Annotated in this window: 14 protein-coding genes; 8 read left to right on the top strand and 6 right to left on the bottom strand. The window is 69.3% G+C overall.

All coding sequences use genetic code 11. From position 1 onward, the window contains the following. The first annotated feature begins 77 nt into the window (after positions 1 to 77). From aat to QHF84_RS31820, 8 genes are all read left to right on the top strand, one after another. A complete protein-coding gene (gene aat, locus QHF84_RS31855; RefSeq protein ID WP_281317248.1) occupies positions 78 to 713 on the top strand; it encodes a leucyl/phenylalanyl-tRNA--protein transferase in 636 nt (211 codons plus the stop codon). Between the two features lie 67 nt (positions 714 to 780). After that, positions 781 to 1,296 carry a MarR family winged helix-turn-helix transcriptional regulator gene (locus QHF84_RS31850; RefSeq protein WP_272422673.1) on the top strand — a complete coding sequence of 172 codons (516 nt, stop codon included), beginning with the start codon at positions 781 to 783 and terminating at the stop codon, positions 1,294 to 1,296. Further along, positions 1,293 to 2,201, top strand: coding sequence for a 3-keto-5-aminohexanoate cleavage protein (locus tag QHF84_RS31845; protein ID WP_281317247.1), 909 nt, complete (start codon positions 1,293 to 1,295; stop codon positions 2,199 to 2,201). The genes QHF84_RS31850 and QHF84_RS31845 overlap by 4 nt, the downstream gene beginning before the upstream one ends. Then, positions 2,198 to 2,989 carry an enoyl-CoA hydratase-related protein gene (locus tag QHF84_RS31840; RefSeq protein WP_281317246.1) on the top strand — a complete coding sequence of 264 codons (792 nt, stop codon included), beginning with the start codon at positions 2,198 to 2,200 and terminating at the stop codon, positions 2,987 to 2,989. The genes QHF84_RS31845 and QHF84_RS31840 overlap by 4 nt, the downstream gene beginning before the upstream one ends. Before the next feature lie 9 nt (positions 2,990 to 2,998). Beyond that, positions 2,999 to 4,558, top strand: coding sequence for an acyl-CoA carboxylase subunit beta (locus QHF84_RS31835; RefSeq protein ID WP_281317245.1), 1,560 nt, complete (start codon positions 2,999 to 3,001; stop codon positions 4,556 to 4,558). 267 nt (positions 4,559 to 4,825) lie between these two features. After that, complete coding sequence (locus QHF84_RS31830) at positions 4,826 to 5,476, top strand: globin family protein (RefSeq protein ID WP_281317244.1); 651 nt, start codon at positions 4,826 to 4,828, stop codon at positions 5,474 to 5,476. A gap of 50 nt (positions 5,477 to 5,526) precedes the next feature. Further along, positions 5,527 to 6,483 carry a YdcF family protein gene (locus QHF84_RS31825; RefSeq protein WP_281317320.1) on the top strand — a complete coding sequence of 319 codons (957 nt, stop codon included), beginning with the start codon at positions 5,527 to 5,529 and terminating at the stop codon, positions 6,481 to 6,483. 104 nt (positions 6,484 to 6,587) lie between these two features. Continuing rightward, entirely contained in the window at positions 6,588 to 10,727 is a 4,140-nt protein-coding gene (locus QHF84_RS31820) for a protein kinase (protein ID WP_348652904.1), read from the top strand. Between the two features lie 49 nt (positions 10,728 to 10,776). On the opposite strand, the gene QHF84_RS31815 is transcribed toward QHF84_RS31820, so the two are convergent. The 6 genes from QHF84_RS31815 to QHF84_RS31790 form a co-directional block, all read right to left on the bottom strand. After that, positions 10,777 to 12,252: a right-handed parallel beta-helix repeat-containing protein gene (locus QHF84_RS31815; RefSeq protein WP_281317243.1), complete on the bottom strand. Its 1,476-nt coding sequence runs from the start codon at positions 12,250 to 12,252 to the stop codon at positions 10,777 to 10,779. A 14-nt stretch (positions 12,253 to 12,266) separates the two neighbouring features. Further along, complete coding sequence (locus QHF84_RS31810) at positions 12,267 to 13,883, bottom strand: right-handed parallel beta-helix repeat-containing protein (protein ID WP_281317242.1); 1,617 nt, start codon at positions 13,881 to 13,883, stop codon at positions 12,267 to 12,269. Between the two features lie 104 nt (positions 13,884 to 13,987). Next, positions 13,988 to 16,330, bottom strand: coding sequence for a helicase-related protein (locus QHF84_RS31805; RefSeq protein ID WP_281317241.1), 2,343 nt, complete (start codon positions 16,328 to 16,330; stop codon positions 13,988 to 13,990). Between the two features lie 80 nt (positions 16,331 to 16,410). Then, complete coding sequence (locus tag QHF84_RS31800; RefSeq protein WP_281317240.1) at positions 16,411 to 17,718, bottom strand: copper oxidase; 1,308 nt, start codon at positions 17,716 to 17,718, stop codon at positions 16,411 to 16,413. Positions 17,719 to 17,736: 18 nt separating this feature from the next. Beyond that, positions 17,737 to 19,179, bottom strand: a complete 1,443-nt coding sequence (locus QHF84_RS31795; protein ID WP_281317239.1) for a TolC family protein — start codon at positions 19,177 to 19,179, stop codon at positions 17,737 to 17,739. Positions 19,180 to 19,195: 16 nt separating this feature from the next. Then, positions 19,196 to 19,612, bottom strand: coding sequence for a hypothetical protein (locus tag QHF84_RS31790; RefSeq protein ID WP_281317238.1), 417 nt, complete (start codon positions 19,610 to 19,612; stop codon positions 19,196 to 19,198). Between the last annotated feature and the right edge of the window lie 192 nt (positions 19,613 to 19,804).

Genomic DNA, 19,804 nt, shown 5'->3' with positions numbered 1-19,804 from the left:
ACGGATTCGGCCGCCGGCAAAGGCTTGACCTCGGGGGGGTTTGGCGCTTGGATGGCCGGCGTCCCGGAAGACCCAGCATGAGCATCGACGCCGACGACATCGTGGCGGTGGGCGGCAGCCTGGAGCCGCGTGTGCTCGTCGAGGCGTACCGGCGCGGGGTTTTTCCCTGGCCGATCGACGGGCTCGATGTCCTGCCCTGGTTTTGCCCGAAAGAGCGGGCGATCCTCGATTTCTCGCAGATCCACCTCTCGCGCAGCCTCCGCCGCGAGCTCCGGAAGACCCCGCTCCGCTGCACGGTGGACCGCGGGTTCGACGCGGTCATCGAGCGCTGCGCCGAGGTCCCGCGGCCCGGGCAGGACGGCACGTGGATCACGCCGGAGCTGATGGACGCCTACAAGGAGATGCACCGGCTCGGCTTCGCGCACAGCGTCGAGGTATGGGACGAGGCGGGCGCGCTCGTGGGTGGCATTTATGGCGTCTGCGTCGAGGGATATTTCTCCGCGGAGAGCATGTTCCACCTCGCGCCGAATGCGTCGAAGATCGCGCTTTTGTATCTCGTGGATCACCTGGCCGAGGCGGGCTGCGATTGGATCGACATCCAGGTGATGACGCCGCACATGAAGGCGCTCGGCGCCATCGTCCTCACCCGCAAGCAGTTCCTCGAACGGCTCGCCCGGACCCGCGCGATGGGGTTCCGTCCGTTCGGGTCGTGAGCTTGCTTGCTAAAACTCCCTGCTTGACATTTGGTTCTGGTCCGGATATTTCGTACACGAAACATCCGTGGCAGCCTCTCTCCCTCCCGATACCAAGCCCGAGGTGGACGCGATCGTCGAGACGATGATCTACCTCTATACCGAATCGCGTCGCCTGACGAAGGGCCTGGCGGCGCAGTTCGGGCTCACCGGTCCGCAGCTCACCGTCATCAAGCTCTTGCAGGAGCTCGGGGACCTGTCGCTCTCGTCGCTGTCCGAGCGCATCCGGGCCCAGAACAGCACGGTGACCGGGATCATCGACCGCATGGAGCGCGAGGGGCTCGTCAAGCGTGAGCGCTCGACCACGGATCGGCGCGTCGTTTACATCCGGCTCAGCGAAAAAGGCCAGAAGCTCGCGCGGGAGATCCAGGTCGAGCCCATGGAGATCTTCCGGAGCGCGCTCACGGATCTGTCGCAAAGCGATCTCGAACATTTGCTCCGCGTCTTGACCAAGCTGCAAAAGCGCGTCGTCTCGCACGTCGAGGGCCGCGTATCCGAGGTCGAGGGCGCTCCCCGCGCGGGGGAAGAAGAGGAGAAGCCATGAAGGAGAAGCCGTCGTTCACGGGCCAGGCCAAGAAGCCCGGCGAGCGTGATCCCGATATCTGCGTCGTCACCTGCGCCGTCACGGGCGTCCTCGCCAATCGAAAGCAAAACCCGGGCATCCCGTACACGCCGGTGGAGATCGCCGAGGAATGCAAGCGCGCCTATGACGCCGGCGCCTCGGTCGTGCACATCCACGCCCGGAACGACGAAGGCGGCCCGACCTTCTCCCCGGCCGTCTTCGCCCGCATCAAGGAAGAGGTCCGCGCCCGCTGTCCGATCATCCTGAATTTCTCGACGGGCACGATCCTCGACGACGTGACCGATCAATGCACGTACGTGCGCGAGAGCAAGCCCGAGATCGCTGCCCTCAACATGGGCACGATGAATTACGCGAAATACTCGCCCAAGCGCAAGCAATTCGATTTCGACATGGTGTTTCCGAACACCTATTCGAAAATCATCAAGCTGCTCGAGGTGATGAACGAGGCGGGCGTGAAGCCGGAGCTCGAGTGCTTCGACACGGGGCACACGAACGGGATCGCGCCGCTGCTCGACATGGGCGTGCTCCGGCCGCCGCTCCAGTTCTCGTTCATCGTGAACGTGCTCGGCGGCATTCCGGCGCACGTCGAGTCGCTCCAGCTCCAGACGAAGATCATGCCCGCCGGCTCGGAGTGGGAGGTCATCGGGATCAGCCACGGCGCCTGGCGCATGATTGCCACGGCGCTCGTGCTCGGCGGCAACGTCCGCTGTGGGCTCGAAGATCACTTCTATCTGCCGAACGGCGAGATGGCGAAATCGAACGGCGAGCTCGTCGAGACCGCGGTGCGGCTCGTGCGCGACGTGGGCCGGCGGCCGGCGACGGTCGAGGAGGCGCGGGAGATCCTGTCGCTCGGAGCGCCGCGATGACGACGGCGCGCGCGTACGGGTTCATCGAGGTCGCCGCGAAGGAGAACGGCGCCCTCTGGATCACCCTGAAAAACCCGCCCAAGAAAAACGCCATCGGCCCCGCGATGGTGAACGAGCTCCTCTGGGCGCTCGAAGACGCGGCGAACGACGAGTCCGTGCGCTCGATCGTCCTCACCGGCGCGGGCGACGCGTTCTGCGCCGGCGGCGATTTCACGCAAATGAGCTCGTTCGGTCCGGGCACGGAGTTGCCGCCGAAGGGCGATTACGCGGACCTTTTGCTCGCGATCACGCGCTCGCCGAAGCCGCTCGTGGCGCGGGTGAACGGCCACGCGATGGGCGGCGGGCTCGGGCTCGTCGCGGCTTGCCATTTCGCCGTGGCGTCGCGGACGGCGAAGCTCGGCACGCCCGAGATCAACGTGGGCCTGTTCCCGATGATGATCATGGCCGTGCTCGCGCGTGTCATCCCGCAGCGGCGCCTGCTCGAAATGATGCTCTTCGGCGAGCGGCTCGACGCCGACGCGGCGGCCGCGATTGGCGTCGTCGGCAAGGCCGTCGACGCGGACGGGCTCGACGCCGAGGTTCTCCGAATCACGACCCAGATCGCGCAGAAGAGCCCGATCACGGTCAAGCTCGGCCTCGAAGCCTTCGCGGCGCAGGCCGATCTCGCGCTCGAAAATGCATTGCCGATGCTGCGCGAGCGCCTCGGCGCCGTGCTTTCGACGGACGACGCGCGGGAAGGCCTGATGGCGTTCCTGGAAAAACGCACCCCCAAATGGACGGGTAAATGACCCATGGACATGCGTGAGCTCTTGAAGGACCTCGAGGCCCGGCGCGCCGAGGTGCGCAAGATGGGCGGCGAGGACAAGGTCGCGAAGCAACATTCACGCGGCAAGCTGACCGCCCGCGAGAGGCTCGCCGCGTTCTTCGACGACGGCGTCCATTTCGAGGTCGGCATGCACGGCACGCAGATGGGCCTCGCCGCCGGCGACGGCAGGGATCGCCCGGCCGCCGATGCCGTCGTCTGCGCCTTCGGCAAGGTCGACGGCCGCATGGTCTGCGCCGCCGCCTACGATTTCACGGTCAAGGGCGGCAGCATCGGCCATACCGGCGAGGAGAAGGTCACGCGATTGCGCCAGATGGCCCTGCGCGGCCGCTGGCCCATGGTGTGGTTCATCGATTCGGCCGGCGCGCGTATCGACCCGGGATCGAGCCACCCCGACACGATCTCGCTCTTCGCGGGCAGCGGCCACCTCTTCCGCGAGCAGGTCGTGATGAGCGGCGTCGTCCCGCAGGTCGCGGCGATGGTCGGCCCCGGCGCCGCGGGCACGGCCTACATCCCGGGCCTCGCCGATTTCGTGCCGATGGTGAAGGACATCGGCTCGATGGCCCTCGGCGGCCCGCCGCTCGTCAAGGCCATGACCGGCGAGGACATCTCCGAGCAGGACCTCGGCGGCTCGAAGATCCATTCGACGAAGAGCGGCGTCGGCGACGGCGAGTTCAAGAATGACGCCGAATGCATCGCGGCCATCAAGAAATACCTCTCGTACTTCCCGTCGCATTGCGAGGAGGAGCCGCCGCGCCTCGCCGCGACCGACCCCACGGATCGGCGCGAGGAGTCGCTGCTCGACCTGCTCCCCGAGAACCCGCGCAAGGCGTACGACATGTACAAGCTCATCGCGGCGATCGTGGATCACGGCGAGTATTTCGACATCAAGCCCCGCTTCGCGCGCCAGATCATCACGTGCCTCGCGCGTATCGGCGGCCAGAGCGTCGGCATCGTGGCGAACCAGCCGAACCACATGGGCGGCGTGCTCGACGTCGACGCCTCCGACAAGGCCGCGCGGTTCATGCAGATCTGCGACGCCTTCAACATCCCGCTCGTGTTCCTCCAGGACGTACCCGGCTTCATGATCGGCTCGAAGGTCGAGCACGAGGGCATCATCCGGCACGGGGCGAAGATGCTGCACGTCATGAGCGCCGCGACCGTCCCCAAGGTCACGGTCGTCGTGCGCAAGGCCTATGGCGCCGGTTATTACGTGATGTGCGGCCGCGCCTACGAGCCGGATCTCATCGTCGGGTGGCCGACCGGCGAGATCAGCGTCATGGGCCCCGAGGGCATGCTCGGCATCGCCTCGCGCAAGCTCTTCGGCGACGCCCCGCCGCCGCCGGAGCTCAAGCAGCAGATGATCGACATGATCCAGAAGAACATCGACATCATGAAGGTCGCCGGCTGGGGCCTCATCGACGACGTCATCGACCCTCGCGACACGCGGCGCGCCGTGGCCTGGGGCCTCGAGCTCGCGCGGCACAAGCGCATCGAGCGGCCCTTCAAGAAGCGCGGCATCATTCCCGTCTGAGCCCTTCGCGCCCCCGCGATCCGCACGTTTCCGCCGTTTGGACCGACATCCATGTCGTTCGGGTGCAAACGTTGCGGACTTCGCGTCGGGTCGCGGACGATACACGGAGGACGCCATGCGCTTGGCGTCCCCGCAACAAATACTGTCGGTGCCTGCCCGACCCATGCTAGGGTGAAACGTCGGCGCAGATCTTGGATAGAGGTCTTCGCGCTGGTGGTCGCCGAAGCATCTCTCCGCCCGGACAACAGGGCTGACCGTGAGGAAACGATGAACAACGAGCAGAAGCTTCTGGTCCAGAAGACCTTCGAGATGGTCGCTCCGATTGCGGACGTGGCCGCCGAACTGTTTTACGGTCGGCTCTTCGAGGTCGATCCGTCTCTCAAGCCCCTCTTCCGGGGCGACATGAAGGACCAGGGCAAGAAGCTCATGTCCACGCTGAAGGTGGCGGTCCAGGCGCTCGATCGTCTCGAAGCGCTGATCCCGACCGTCCAGGCGCTCGGTCGCCGCCACCTCGCTTACGGTGTTCGCGACGATCACTACGACACGGTCGGCGCGGCGCTCCTCTGGACGCTGGAGAAGGGCCTCGGCGAGGCGTTCACGCCCGAGGTCAAGGAAGCGTGGGCCACGGTCTACGGCGTGCTCGCGAAGGTCATGAAAGACGCGGCGAACGAGGTCGCGCCGCTCTCGCTCCGCACGCCGCTCTCGCGCCGCGGCAGCGCGCATCGCCTGCCCGCCGTCAAGCGTCCCTCGTACCGCCCGCCGATGGGCCGCCCGTCCATGCCGCCCGGCTCGCGCATGCCGGCCTCGATCCAGGCGCTTTACGGCGGCGCGAGCTCGCAGTCGGCGCCGTCCTCGAAGAGCGGCGCGTCGCCGAGCACGCGCCTGCCCCGCATCTCGAACCCGCCCACGATCACCTGATCTCCCGCGCCTCTCGTCTCCGCTCCCACGCCGCCTTCGCCTTGCGCGGCGTGGGCCTCGCCGTTGGTCTGCTCGCCCTCGTGAACCTCGCGGGCGAGGCCCTGCGGCCTCCCTTCGACTCGACACACACCTGGCTCGGCGACGCGAATCTTCCGCGGCCGATCTTCCGCGCGCTGGAGCTCGCCTCCGCCGTCGTGCTCCTGTGGCATGTGGCGCGGCCGCTGCGCCCTTCGTGGGCGCGGCTCGGCGGGGCGATCGTGGTCGGGATCGGGGCCGTGCTCGCAGCTTTCGACGTTGCCACATTTTACGGCGTCCTCGCGCGTGGGGCGATCCGCGGCCCGGCGTTCGTCCCGGCATCTCTGGTCGTCCTGGTTTGTCTCTCCGCGCTCGCGGCGAGCATCGCGACGGATCATCGCGCGGAGCGTCCTCGATGGACGCTCGCACGAGCGGTCGCGTGCGGGGCCGTGACGGTCGCGAGCTTCGTGGCCATGCCGCTCCTCCTCATGATCACGCTGGGTCCCACGCGGTACGAGCGCCGGGCGGACTGCGCGATTGTGTTCGGGGCGCGCGTGTGGGACGACGGTACGCCTTCGCTCGCGCTCTCGGATCGCGTCGACGAGGCGATTCGCCTCTACCAGCAGGGGCTCGTCGGCGCGCTCGTGATGAGCGGCGCCGTCGACGACCACAATGGTTTTTCGGAGCCCGAGGTGATGCGGTCGCGCGCCGTCGCGGCGGGCGTGCCCAAGGACGCGGTGATCCTCGACGAAGCGGGCATCACGTCCTCGTGGACGGCGCGCAACGGGGCGCTCTTGATGCGTCGCCACGGGTTTTCGAGGGCGATCGCGGTGACGCATTATTATCACGAGCCGCGGGTGAAGATGCTCTTCGAGCGCGCGGGTGTGGCCGTGTACACGGTGCCCGCGCGCATGAGCCGGCGCTTGTTGAAGGAGCCATGGTTCATCACCCGCGAGGTCCTCGCGTACTGGCATTCCTTTCTGTTGCAGTAGCCGCGCGCGGACCCTCGTGACGCCGCGCGCGCCGGTATGGTACGACGGGCGAACGAGGCCCACGGGGATCGGGGGAAGGTCTTTCGGGGCCCGCGAGGGGCGTCATCGACACGGCAAAACTCACCCCCGGCACGATCCTCGGGCAGAAGTACCAGATCATCAAGCGCCTCGGCGCCGGTGGGATGGGCGAGGTTCTGCTCGCGAGTGATCTCGCCCTCGATCGATTCGTCGCGATCAAGATCCTGCGCCCCGAGCTGTCCACGCTCCTCGAGACCGACGCGCGTTTCCGCCGCGAAGCGCGCCTGCTCGCCCGCCTCAGCCACCCGAACGTGGTCGTCGTCCACGCCTTCGGCAGCGCCTCGACCGAGCTGCACTACATCGTGATGGAGTACGTGCGCGGCGAGTCGCTCGACGAGCGCCTGCGCCGCGTGGGCCGCCTCGAACCCTCGCTCGTCGGACACGTGATGGCCCAGGTCGGCAGCGCCGTCGCCGAGGCCCACCGGAGCGGGATCGTCCATCGTGACCTCAAGCCCGGCAACGTGCTGCTCACGACCCTCGCGGGCGACGCGTGTTTCGTGAAGGTCGTCGACTTCGGCGTGGCCAAGGCGTTTGGCCTCGACGGCGGCGGCCCCGAGCTCGCGGTCGACGGCCAGGTGAGCGGCACGCCCGCGTACATGGCGCCCGAGCAGATCGAGGCGAACGACGTCGACGGTCGCGCGGACATCTACGCGCTCGGCATCATGGCCTGCGAGCTCATCACGGGCGCGCGACCCTTCGACGAGTCCGGCGGCCTCGGGCGTCTCTTCACCGCGCGCCTCGAAGGCACCCTGACCTTGCCTTCGCGCCTCCGCCCGGATCTCGGCATTTCCGCGGGGATCGACGCCGTCATCGGTCGCGCGCTCCGGACAAACCCCGGCGAACGCTACCAGACCGTCGAGCACTTCACGCACGAGCTCTTGCGCGAGCTCCGCGCCCTCGACGCGGGCGCGGGCCCCGTCACCGATCGGCCCCCGAGCCCGTCTTCACCCGCGCCGCTTGAGCTCTCCGAGACGATCGTCGTCGGCGCCGACGGCACCCTCGGGCCTCTGCCCGGCGTGACCTCGCTCCTCTCGGACGCGTCGCGGCCTTTCCCCACGGCCGTCGGCTCGGGCGCGTGGGCGCCGCGCGAGCAGAAGGACGCGCGCTCGGTCCGCAGCGCCACGGTCCTCTACGTCGATCTCACGCTCGGCGCGCTCGACGCCTCGGTCGATCTGGAAGAGCACCTCGACTGCCTCGCCGTCGTCGGCGCGCGCCTCGAACAGGTCCTCGCGCGTCATGGCGGCGAGCCCATCGGGCCGTTCACCGATCGCGCGCTTTGCCTCTTCGGGCCCGAGGGCGCCGCCGAGAACGACGCCGAGCGCGCCCTCGACGCTGCCCTCTCGCTCCGCGCCGCGCTCGGCGCGCTCTCCTCCGACCCCACGTTCCCGCCCTCGTTCAAGCTCGGCGTGCGCCTCGGCATCGATGCCGGCCGCGTCGTCTCCACCCAGCCGCGGAGCGGCGGCGTCCCGTTCGTCTCGGGCGCGCCCGTCTTCGAGGCCCGAAGCCTCGCGCGCGCCGCTTCCTCCGGCGAGATTGTCGCGACGCACGCCGTCCTCCGCCGCGTCCGCGGCCTCTACGAGACCACGAGCGCGGGCGCCGACGTCCCTGGCCGCCGCGTCGCGTCGAAGAAATCCACCGCGTACCTCGGCACGAACGAGATCCACGGCGTCCGCATCTCGCTCATCGGGCGCGACGAAGAGCTCTCCGTCTTGCGCGCCGTCCTCGCGCGGGCTCGCATGGAGCGGACGCCCGAGGTCCTCGTCGTCACGGGGCCCGCGGGCGTCGGCAAGAGCCGGCTCTGCATGGCGCTCGTCGAGGAGCTCGAAGAGCGCGAGGGCGAGACGTACTACTTCGAGATGGGCCGCTCGACCCCGGCGGGGCAAGGCGTCCCGTACGAGCCGTTTCTCCAGGCCATCCGCCACCGCGCGCGTGTCGTCGACGACGACGGCCCCGAGCAGGTCCGCGCCAAGCTCGACCACTACATCCGCCGCTACTGCGCCGTCGATCCCACGACGCTCGGCGAGGCCGAGATCGAGCTCGGCCGGAGGATCGGCGCCCTCCTCGGCGTGGGCACGAGCGGCGACGCGACCGCGGAGCGCGACGTCGTGGCCGGCGACGAGGCGCAAAAAAAGGTCCTCTTCGACGCCGTGGCCGAGGCGTATCGGAGGCTCGCGACGCGCACGCCGCTGCTCTTCTTGCTCGAGGATTTCGAGTGGGCCACGGCGACCACGAAGGCCCTGCTCGGCCACGTGATCGAGCGCCTCGCGGGCTGCCCCGCGCTGTTCGTCCTGGTGAGCCGCGCCGAGGGCGCCGCCGCGCCGGATCTCTCGTTTTTGCGGGATGCGTCGGGCGTCGTCACGATCCCCGTCGAGCCGCTCGAAGACGAGGCGTGCGAGGCGCTCATCCGGCACGTCCTCCGCGCGCTCATCGACGTCCCCGCGGGGCTCGTGCGGCAGATCGCGGCGCTCGCGGGCGGCGTGCCGCTCATCGTCGAGGAGACCGTGCACCAGCTCGTCGACGAGGGCGTGCTCGTCGTCGGCGAAGGCACGTGGCGGCTCTCCTCGTCGCGCGCGGCGAGCGTGCGCCTGCCGGAAACTCTGGAGCAGCTCCTCCTCGGTCGCCTCGATCGGCTCGAACCGCGGCTCAGCGAGGCCGTGGAGGCCGCGGCCGTGGCGGGCCGGAGGTTCTGGCCGTCGCTGCTCGGCGAGCTTTTGGAAGGGCGCTTCGAGCAACGAGCGCTCGCCGAGCTCGTGCGCCGCGGCATCTTCGCCCCGCGGCGCGACGCGATGCTGGCCGGCGAGCTCGATTATGCGTTCACGCAGGCGGCCTTGCAGGAGGTCGCGCAGCGGCGCGTGCCCAAGGCGCGAAGGCGCGCGCTCCACCGGGCCGCGGCGCTCTGGCTCGAACGCGCGACGGGCGGCTCCCCCGGCCCGCACGACGACCTCATCGGCCACCATTTCCGCGAGGCCGGCGAGCCCGCCCTCGCCTTGCCGTACAAGCGCCGCGCTGCGGAGCGCGCCATGCGCACCCACGCCATCGAGGAGGCCGTGCGGATGCTCGAAGCGGCGCGCGAGATCCTCCTCGAAATGCCCGCCTCGGCCATGGACGAGGCCGCGCGGCTCGGCGAGCTCCTCTCGCTCGCGGGCAGCCTCGCGCACGAGCTCGTGCTCGCGGGCAGCCTCGCGCGCGCCATCGAGGTCGCCGACGACGCGCTCGCCCGCGCCGGCGATCGCGACGACTTCGCCGGCGAAAAGGCCCGCGTCGCCATCGAAAAAGGCTGGGCGCTCGAGCACCTCGGGCGTTATGCCGACGCGCGGGAATCGTTTGTCCGAGCGGAACAATGGCTCGGCGAGGACGAGAGCCTGCTCGCGCTGCGGGCGCTCACGGGCGCGATGGGGGCGAGCGTGCACCTCGGGGATCATCGTGATTGTGCCGAGCGCCTCCGCCGCGTCCTCGAATCACACGAAAGAGGCGACGACGCCGCGCGTTCGCAGGAATGGGAGCGGGCGCTCTCGTCGGCCTACCGCGTCCTCGGGAACGGGTATCTGCACACCGGCCGGTACGACGAGGGCGAACCGACCTACCAGCGGGCCATCGATCGCGCCATCGCGGCGAACGCGCCCGTCGAGGCCGTCGACGCTTACAACGGGCTCGCCGCGCTCCATTACTTCCGCGGCCGCCTCGATCTGGCCGAATCCACCTGGAAAGCCGCGCTCGAACAGACCGAGCGCTGGGACCTCGTCCAGCACCGCTCGGTCATCCTGAGCAACGTCGGCGAGCTCGAGCTCGCCCGCGGCGATGCACGCGCGGCCATTCGCACGCTCTCGCGGGCCGAGGTCCTGCACGAGCGGCTCGGCTCTTTGCGTGGCCTCGCCGAGGCGCACCGCGCGCTCGCCGAATGCCACCTCGTCACGGGCGAGCTCGACGCGGCCAAGGGGCACGCCGAGCGCTGCATCGAGCTCGCGGACCGTGTGAGCTCGCCTTACATGCGGGGCACGGCGCGCCGCACGATGGCGCGCGTGCTCCACGCGCGCGCGAAGGGCGACGGATCGGCCCTCGCCGAGGCGAGCCGCTTCCTCGACGAGAGCATTTCGATCTTCGAATCGGCGAACATGGGCAAGCTCGCCGAGGAGACGAGGGCGCTCGCCGCGTCGTTATCGGGATGAAAAAGGGGAGGGCGGGCGCGCGTCGGCGACGGCGCCCGCCGGGGTGGGATCAGAGATCGGACGTGTCGACGCCGACGGGAATGGCGGGCGCGTTCGGCGGGACGTCGGCCTCGTTCGTGTCGAGCGCGAGACCGTCCACGTTCTGCACGATGATCGACCCTTCGTTGTTCTTCTCGAAGACGTTGTTCGTCACGACGCACGTCGTCGCTGCCCCGAAGAACACCGCGCCCACGCGCGCGTTCGAGGCGATCATGTTCTTGTCCACGTGCGCGCTCGCGCCCGCGTACACGCCGAGCCCGTCGCCGATCTTCGTGGGGATCCCGTTCGCCACGATCTCCCCGGCGATCGTCCCGCTGATGCTCTGGTTTTGCACGATGATCGCCCGGGCATTGTTGGTCACGCCGATCCCGACGAAATGGTTCCCTTCGACGCGGTTCTGCGCGATCCGGATGCCGATGCTCTGGTCGTCGTTCGGGGCGGTGCCGGCGCTCGATTGCACCCAGATACCGGCTCCGCGCGTGGTGTCTGCGGCATTGCCGATCACATCGTTTTGCACGATGATCCCGCGCGCCCTCTCGCCCGAGAACAGGATCCCGACGCGGCCGTTGCCTTCGATCACGTTCTTGCTCTCGGCCTTCTCGCCGCCGATCTCCACGTAGGCCGGGCCGACCTTGCTGTCGCCGAGCACCCGGATGCCGTCCGCCAGCCCTCCGGGCATGCGGCTCTTCGTGTTCTTCACCTGGTTCTGCACGATGATCGCGCGCGAGCCGAGGATCGTGATGCCGCCCTCGACATTCTCGGCGATCTCGTTCTCCGCGAGCGACACCTCGCCGAGCGTGCTTTGCACCCAGATCCCGGCGAGCCCACCGTTTTGCACGATGATGCTGCGCTCGACCTTCGCCGCCGCAGCCGCATTGGTGTAGACGCCCGCGCCCTCGGATTGCACGATGATCATCCGCTGGACGATGATGCTGCCGCTGTCCGTGGCCATCACGCCGTGGCCGTCCTCGTTCTCCTTCCGCGTGATCGTGCCCTCGACGCGTGATGCCTCGATCACGGCGCTGCCGCTCTTCTGCACCCAGATCCCCGCGCCTTCGGGCTTTTGCACGATGATCCCGCGCAGCAGCACGCCCGACGCACCCTCCACCGTGATCGCGTAGGGCGAAGGCGCCTGCACGATGATGCTCGCCTTGTCCGGGTCGCCGGTCTCGTCCGCGCCGAGCACCTGCACCGACTTCGTGATGCTCAGGTTCTCCGTGTACGTCCCGGCGTCGACGAGCACGGCGCCGCCCTCGGCCGAGGCGTCGATGCCCTGTTGCAAGCTCGCGAACGGCCGCTCCGCCGAACCGTCCCCGTCCCGCGCGCCGCAGCTCGCGGACACGTACACCACGCCTTTTGCCTTGTCGGGCGCGCCTGCGTAGTTGCCGCAGACCGCCGTCGCCAGCGAGTCCGCCCCGCAGCCCGCGAGCGGCAGGGCGGCGGCGAGCAATGCAGCCAGACGTACGAAATGCAATCGGTTCGTCATGGTCGTCGTTCCTTTCACGGCGTATCGAAGACTTCGTGGGGCACCGGGTGACCGACCTGCCCGGCCGGGACGATGTCGACCTTACCGTTGTCGAGGAGGCTGTTCATTTCGAGCAGCGGCAGCTCGGGCACGTTTTGCACGATGATCGCGTATTCGCTGCCCGAGATGGTGTTCCCCTGGACCGCCGTGCCGCTCGCCGAGCCCTCGAGCAGAATGGCCGAGCGCGCGTTCGCCGCGAGCACGTTGTTCTTGATCGACGCGTGACCGCCGCCGAACACCACGATGCCCTCGCCCGCGTTCGCCGTCACGCCGTTCTCCGTCCACGGCTTCGGGATCGCGCTCCCGATCGACGGATTCTGCACGATGATCGCCCGCGCATTGCTGCCCACGACGATGTTCGCGAATCCATTGCCCGAGGCGACGTTCTGCTCGATCGTGATCGGTGAAAGCGAGCCGGCCCCGGATTGCACCCAGATGCCCGCGCCGCGCTTCGCCGTGTCCGCGGCGCCGTTGCCGTTCACCGTGTTCTGCACGATGATGCCCCGCGCGTCGCCCGAGAACAGGACGCCGAGCCGCGCATTGCCGCTGATGTCGTTGCCTTGCAGCGAAGCCTCGGCGAAGCCCTCCGAAAGGCCCCCGTCGAAATGCTCGGCCACGACGATCCCGTCCGCGCGCGCGCCGGCGACCCCGCCGTCCGCCGTCCCGTGGATCGTGTTCTGCACGATGATCGCCCGCGAGCTCAGCACGGAGATGCCGGTCCCCCGGTTCTTCGCGATCTGGTTGCCCGAGAGCGTCACGAACCCGCTCGACCGCTGCACCCAGATCCCGGCCACGCCGAGGTTCTCCGCGATCGTGCTCCGCGCGATCGTGCCGCGCGAATCCTGCATGAGCACGCCCGTGTGCTCCGATTGCACGATGATCGTGCGCTGCACGATGATGCTCGCGTCATGGGTCGCCAGGATTCCGCTCCCCTGCTCGAGCGGGCCATTGCCGCTCTTCGTGGCCTTGTCCACCTTCGACCCGTCGATCGTCGCCGAGCCGCCTTGCACCCAGATCCCGGCGCCCTTGGGGCTCTGCACGATGATCCCGCGCAGCGTGACGTCCTTCGATTGCACGATGATCGCGTTCGGCTCCGGCGCCTGCACGATGATCGAGGCCTCCTCGGCGGGCGTCTCGGGATCGGCGCCGATGAGGGACAACGGTTTGTCGATCACCACGTTTTCCTTGAAGACCGAGTCCTTCATCACGACGACGTAGTCGCCGGGCTCGCTCGCCTTGATCCCCTCCGCCAGCGTCGTGAAGGGTTTGTCCCGCGTGCCGTCGCCGTCCGCGCCCTTCGGGGTGCAGATCGGCGACACGTACCAAACCTTCGCGCCCGCGGGGACGTCGTCGATCGTGGGGTATTCTCCGCTCGCGCAGTCGCCTCCGCCGTTCTGCGAGCCGCCCGAGCCGCCGGTGCCGGAAAATCCTCCCCCGCCGCCCGAGCCGCCGGAGCCGCCCGTGCCAGTGTTGGCGGTGGACTCGTTCCTGTCGTCGGCCGCGCCCGCCTCCGCCGGGACCTGGAAACAGCCCGCGGTCATCCCCACGACGCCGCACAAAAGCAAACCCGTACGCATCCACGCGTCAAGCATGAGCCGGACCTCCGCTAAGGAAAAAAAGCAGGCTCCTGACTATAAATGCCGACGCCCCGCGCCACAAGGCGACTTCCGGATCCAGGGCGCGTTTTCCAGCGAATCTACACTTTCGCCTCGCGCGCAGGCTCCGGGGCCGCCGCCTCGGCCCGCGCCTCGCCCAGGAGCGCCGCGCCGACCTTCGCCGCTTCTTTCGCCGGACATCCGAGCCATCCCGCGAGCTTTCCCGCCGGCGGCAGGCCCCCGTCCGCCTCGATCGCCGCGATCACCTTCTCGACCACGTCCGCGCGCACCGCGCGAGGCCCGAAGACCGGATATCCCACCGCTGTGTACAGCGACATCTCCGCGATTCGCGTGGTCGGCATCGATACCACGCTCGGCCCCGGCGCCCGCGGCGCCCGAGGCCCCGCGAACGCGGCCACGAGCGCGCTGCGCCGCGAAAGTGCTGGCCCCTTGAGCATCGCCGGCACGTAGAGCACCCGCGCGCCCACCACGATGCCCGCCGCGGCGAGTTTGTCCCGGTCCTCCGGCGCGAGCCCTTCGATCTGCGCGGCCGCGTCCTCGGCCCGCGCCGTCCCGAGCCCCTGTTCGAGCTGATAAAGGATCCCGCGCGCCGCGGCCCCGAGCCCGCGCGGCGCGTGCGCTCGCAGCGGCGCGCATAACTCCTCCACGAGATCACGCGCGAACGCCACGAGCCGCCGCGTGATCCGCGCCCGCGCCCCCGCGCCGAGCTCCAGGGCCGCGAGCTTCACGTCCGGAAGGAGCAGGCTCGATCCCCGCACGAGCCGCCCGAGCTCGCGCCCATCCTCGACCGTGATTCGCCCCGATTCATCCACCACGATCGCCGCATGCCGCGCCGCGACGACGGACTCCACCCATCGCGCCTCGTCGGTCGAAGCCCCGCCCGCCTCGCGCGCCTGCGGCGCCTTGAGCGCTGCGAGCTTGCCGAACGGATTCGCCTTATCCATCGCGCGCGCTTCCGCCCGCGTCAGCGCCGCCTTTCGCGTCGGGCCCTGCGCCGCCCGCGCCTTGCCGCCGCCGCTCTTCTCGACGAACCGCTGCACCAGCCGCTCGTGCAGCGCGTCGCTCAGCCGATCCTCGATCGCCGCGGTCCGCTCCTGCCACGCCGCCGGATCCTTCACCCAGCGGCCCTGATTCGATACGTACGTCCACGTCCGGATCGCCGAGATTCGCGCGATGAGCGTATCGATGTCCCCGGCCGGATCGTCGATCTCCTGCACGCGCTCGGCCATCCACGCCTCGTCGAGGAAGCACCGTGGCCCCGCGAGGTTTCCGAAAATCTCCGCGAGCAGCGCGACGTGGGATTCGAAGAGCAGCTTGCGATAATCGGGGATCCGACAAACCTCCCAGAGCAGCTCCACCGCCTCGCGACCCTGTGCCCGCGCCCGGATCGCGGGATCCTGGGCCAGCCGCGCGAGCGCCGCCGCGTCCTCCGCGCTCTCCTGCAGCACGAGCGACCGCCGCCCCGGCGAGCGCCGCAGCGAGGCGAGCAGGTCGTCGATCGAGCTCGTGTCGAGATCCGCGTTCCGCCAGACGAGCCGCCGCACCGCGGGAAAGCGATGCGCCTCCACCGCGTTCGCGAGGCCCTGCGGCAGCGTGAGCGGCGCGAGCGTGCCGAACGATCCATCACTCGTGTAGCGGCCTGCGCGCCCTGCGATCTGCCCGATCTCCGCGGCTTCGAGGTCCCGCACGTCGCGGCCGTCGAACTTGCGCAGCGCCGCGAACGCCACGTGCTTCACGTCGAGGTTCAGCCCCATCCCGATGGCGTCGGTCGCGACGATGTACTCGACTTCGCCCGACTGGAACATGGCCACCTGCGCATTCCGCGTGCGCGGCGAGAGCGCCCCGAGCACCACGGCCGCGCCCCCGCGCGTGGCCCGGAGCCGCTCGGCGACCTCGTAGACCTCCTGCATCGAGAACGCGACGATCGCGCTCCTCTGCGGCAGCCGCGCGAGCTTCTCGGCGCCCGCGAAGGCGAGCCGGCTGAGGCGCGGGAACGACTGGATCCGCGCCGCGGGCAAGAGCTCGCCGATCATGGGCTGCATCGAGGCGGCGCCCATGAACCAGGTCTCCTTCGTGCCGCGGGCGCCCTGGAGGCGCTCGGTGAACACGTGCCCGCGTTGCGGGTGCGAGGCGAGCTGGATCTCGTCGACCGCGACGAACTCGACTTCGAGGTTCCGCGGCATCGCCTCGACCGTGCAGACCCAGTATTGCGGCCGGCGCGGGACACGTTTTTCCTCGCCCGTCACGAGCGCGACGCGCTGCTCCCCGAGGCGCGCCGTGATGCGATCGTAGACCTCGCGCGCGAGCAGCCGGAGCGGCAGCCCGATCATCCCGGACTCGTGCTCCAGCATGCGCTCGACGGCCCGGTGCGTCTTGCCGGTGTTCGTCGGGCCGAGCACGGCCGTGACCCGAGAGCCAATCATCGCGGGGCGAGCGTAGCGCGGACGGCGGGAGGCGCACGCGAGCGGGCGCGGAAGCGGACGCGGGATGCGCGGCTCCGCGCTCAGCCGAACTTCACATCCGGATCGATTCCGTCCGCTTTCATGAGCGTTTCCTCCGCGCGCTCGGCCACGGTCCCCTTGGGGTGCTGGTACCAGCCTTTCGGATCGGCCGTCTCGGGATTGTCGCGGACCTTCAGGATCGTGAACATGCCGCCCATGTCGATCGACGAGAAGGGACCGGGCCCGCCGCCCATGGGGATCGAGTTTTTCGGCACGGGCATGCCCATCTCGGCCATGTCGCCCATGCCGGTTTGTCCCATCGTCATGTAACCGGGCAGGAGGCTCTGCACCTTGGGGTCGATCTTCCGCGCGTCGGCGCCGACCATCACGGGCATTCCGTGGCCCATCTGGTTCATCACGTGGTGGGTCATGTGGCAATGGAAGGCCCAGTCGCCGAGCTCGTTGGGGACGAACTCGATGACACGCGTGCTGCCGACGGGCACGAGGACGGTCGTCTCCGGATGACGCGCGGCCGCCGGGATCTCGCCGCCGTCGGTCCATGTCGTCTCGAAGGTCAGGCCGTGGAAATGGATCGGGTGGTGATCCATCGCCGAGAGGTTGCCGAACCGGATGCGCACGCGCTCGCCGCGGCCCACGAGGAGCGGCTCGGTCCCGGGGAAGGCCTTCGAATTGAACGTGAGCACGTTGAAATCGGTCATCTCGTTCGGATCGGGCCGGCGCGAGCCCGGCGTGATCTTCCACTCGTGCGTCATGAGCACGAAATCCCGATCGACCGGCGGGCCTTTCGGCCGCTTCGGGTGCACCACGATCATCCCCATCATCCCGAGCGCCATCTGGGTCATCTCGTCGTAATGGGGGTGATACATGTACGTCCCGGCGTGCCGGAACGTGAACTCGTAGACGAACGTCTCCCCGGGCTTGATCGGACGCTGGTTCAAGCCGGACACGCCGTCCATCCCGTTCGGCAGGATCACGCCGTGCCAGTGCACCGTGGTCGGCTCGGGCAGCTTGTTCGTCACGTAAAACCGCACCCGATCGCCCTCGACGACCTCGATCGTGGGCCCGATCGTCCGGCCGTTGTAGCCCCAGCAATCCCCCTCGAGCCCCGGCGCGAACGTGTGCTTGACGGGCATGGCGACGAGGTGGCCGATCTTCACGCCGTCCTTTTCCTTGAGGGGCAAGGTCACGCCGTTCGGCGTGGTGACGGCGACCTGACCGCCGGGGAAGACGGCGCGCTTCGGCGCGGGACGTGAAGGAGCGGCGCCGGGGTTGTTCTGCCCAAACGTTTGCGAGGCGAGCAAGGCTCCACCGGCGGCGACCCCGAACTGGACGAATTTGCGGCGATCCATGGTGTTTCTTCCTTGCACTCAGTGGCCGGCGGCAGCGCCGTCGCTTCCGGAGGAGAGGTTCGTTCGTGCCGCGCCGGCGGGGCCGAGCGCGAGGCCGCGGTGGCGGCCGGCGAGGATTTGATCGAGCGCCGCGCGCGCATTCCAGTAATCGAGCAACGTCTCGACGTAGGTGAGGCCGGCCTGCGTGACCTGGCGCTGGCTGTCGAGGACCTGAAAGACGCTGACCTGCATGGCGTTGTACTGGAGCAGCGTCTCCGCGAGGGCTTTTTCACGCGCCGGCAGGACGACTTCGCGGTAATGGCGCGCGCGTCGCCCCGCGGATTCGACGCGGTTTTGCGCGGTGCGCACCGTCGCGCGGAGCGACGTGGCGGTCGCGAGATACCGCTCGCGCTGGGCCCCGAACTCCGAACGAGCGCTGAGGACCGTGCCCTGGTTGCGATCGAAGAACGGCAAACCCACCGTGACGTGGCCGCCGATCTCCCACACGGCGGCGTCCCGCTCGCCATGGAAGCCGCCCGAGATGTGCGGGAGGCTGCCCTCGGTCTGCGCGAGGCCGGCGCGCTTGGAGGCGGCACGCATGCGCGCTTCGAGCTCCTGAAGCTCGAAGCTCGAAGCGACGGCGCGCTCCTCGACGCGCTCTGTGGCGAGCGCCTCAGCCGGCGGATCCGGCAGCGGCGCCGCGATGTTCCAGCGTGTCTGCTCGCCCGACAAACCCAGCGCCACGTTCAGGTTTTCCCGGGCGTCGAGCAGGCGGTTCTCCGCCTCCGCGACGTCGACGCGCGCCGACTCCACCGCGGCTCGCTGGGTGGCGAGATCCATCTCGGGGAGATTGCCGACGCGGTTCAGCTCCTCGGCCGCGGAAAAGCCGGCCTGGAACGCTTTCAGCGCGCGGACGCGGAGATCGAGCTCCTGCTGGCGCGCCTGGACCGTGTAAAACGACGTCCGCGCGGCGTAGGCCATGTCGAGGACCTGCCCCGCGACGCGGAGCCGCTCGGCCGCGAGATCGGCCTCGGCGACGCCCTTGCGGAGCGGGAGCATCAGGAGCCCGGTGAGGTTGTATTCGATGCCGATGTCGAGCTGGAGCGGCTGCGCGGGATCGTTCGGGCGCCGGACGCTGAGATCGATCTCGGGGTTCGGCGGCAGGCCGGCCTGGACGAACCGGCCGCGGGCAATGCCGATCTCGTAAAAGGCCGCGCGTAATTCGCGGTTCTGCGCGAGCGCGATGCGCACGGCCCCGTCGGCGTCGAGCGGCTTCGAAAGGAGCTTCGGCACCTCCGCCGCGGTTTTTTCCCAGTCCTCGTCTTCCCCGGGCACGGACACGGCGAGATCACGCCGGTTTCGCGCCGCGAAGATGTCGTTCACCTCGCCCACGTGCTGGGGGAGGGCCGCGCTCGCGCAGCCCGTGGACAGGCCGAGGGCGAGCGCGAGAGCGCCGAACGAAAAGAAGGTCCTCGTTGTCATGGCAGGTTCCATCCGGTCAATGTTCATGGCCGCGATGGCCCTCGTGACCCGTGGCGGGCGGCGCGGGGGGCTTTCCGCCGTGGCTTCCGTGATCGTGGCCGCCGTGATTCATGCCGGCGTGATCGCCGTGGTTCATGCCGGCGTGATCACCGTGGTTCATTCCGTGGCCGCCGTGGTTTCCGTGATCGTGGCCGCCGTGTTCATGACCACCCCCGGAGGCGTCCTCGGATTCGGGAAGAACGCAAGGCTTTCCGGGCACGCATACGCCGGCGTCCCGCGGGTCCGAGGCCGCGAGCACCGCCGCGACGGGGGGACGGGGCGCCGGGGACGCCGCGGGAGACGCGGGAGAATCAGGCTGGAAGGCCGAAGGGACCTCCGGCCCGCTGCAAGCGGATGCGAAGAGCAGGGCGAGCAGGCCCAGCGTGGTCTTCATGCGTCGACTCCAAGTTCCTTCTGAATTCGGGATCACGATCGAGGGGGTTCGGGGTTCGGGCAGGCGGCTCCGGTTCTTCGCGCGGCCTCCGCGTCTGCGCAACCCTCGCCCTTGCCGACGCAGGGGGACGCCGCGCATTACACTCGTTCGCAGGGGCCCGCGTCGACACGCCGCTGCGCGGCGCAGCACGCT

Origin of the sequence: Polyangium sp. y55x31, assembly GCF_029946505.1 — a bacterium.
In the GTDB taxonomy this organism is placed as follows: Bacteria; Myxococcota_A; Polyangia; order Polyangiales; family Polyangiaceae; genus Polyangium.
The sequence above is the reverse complement of the archived record's forward strand: the minus strand, read 5'-3'. Positions and strand labels throughout refer to the sequence as shown.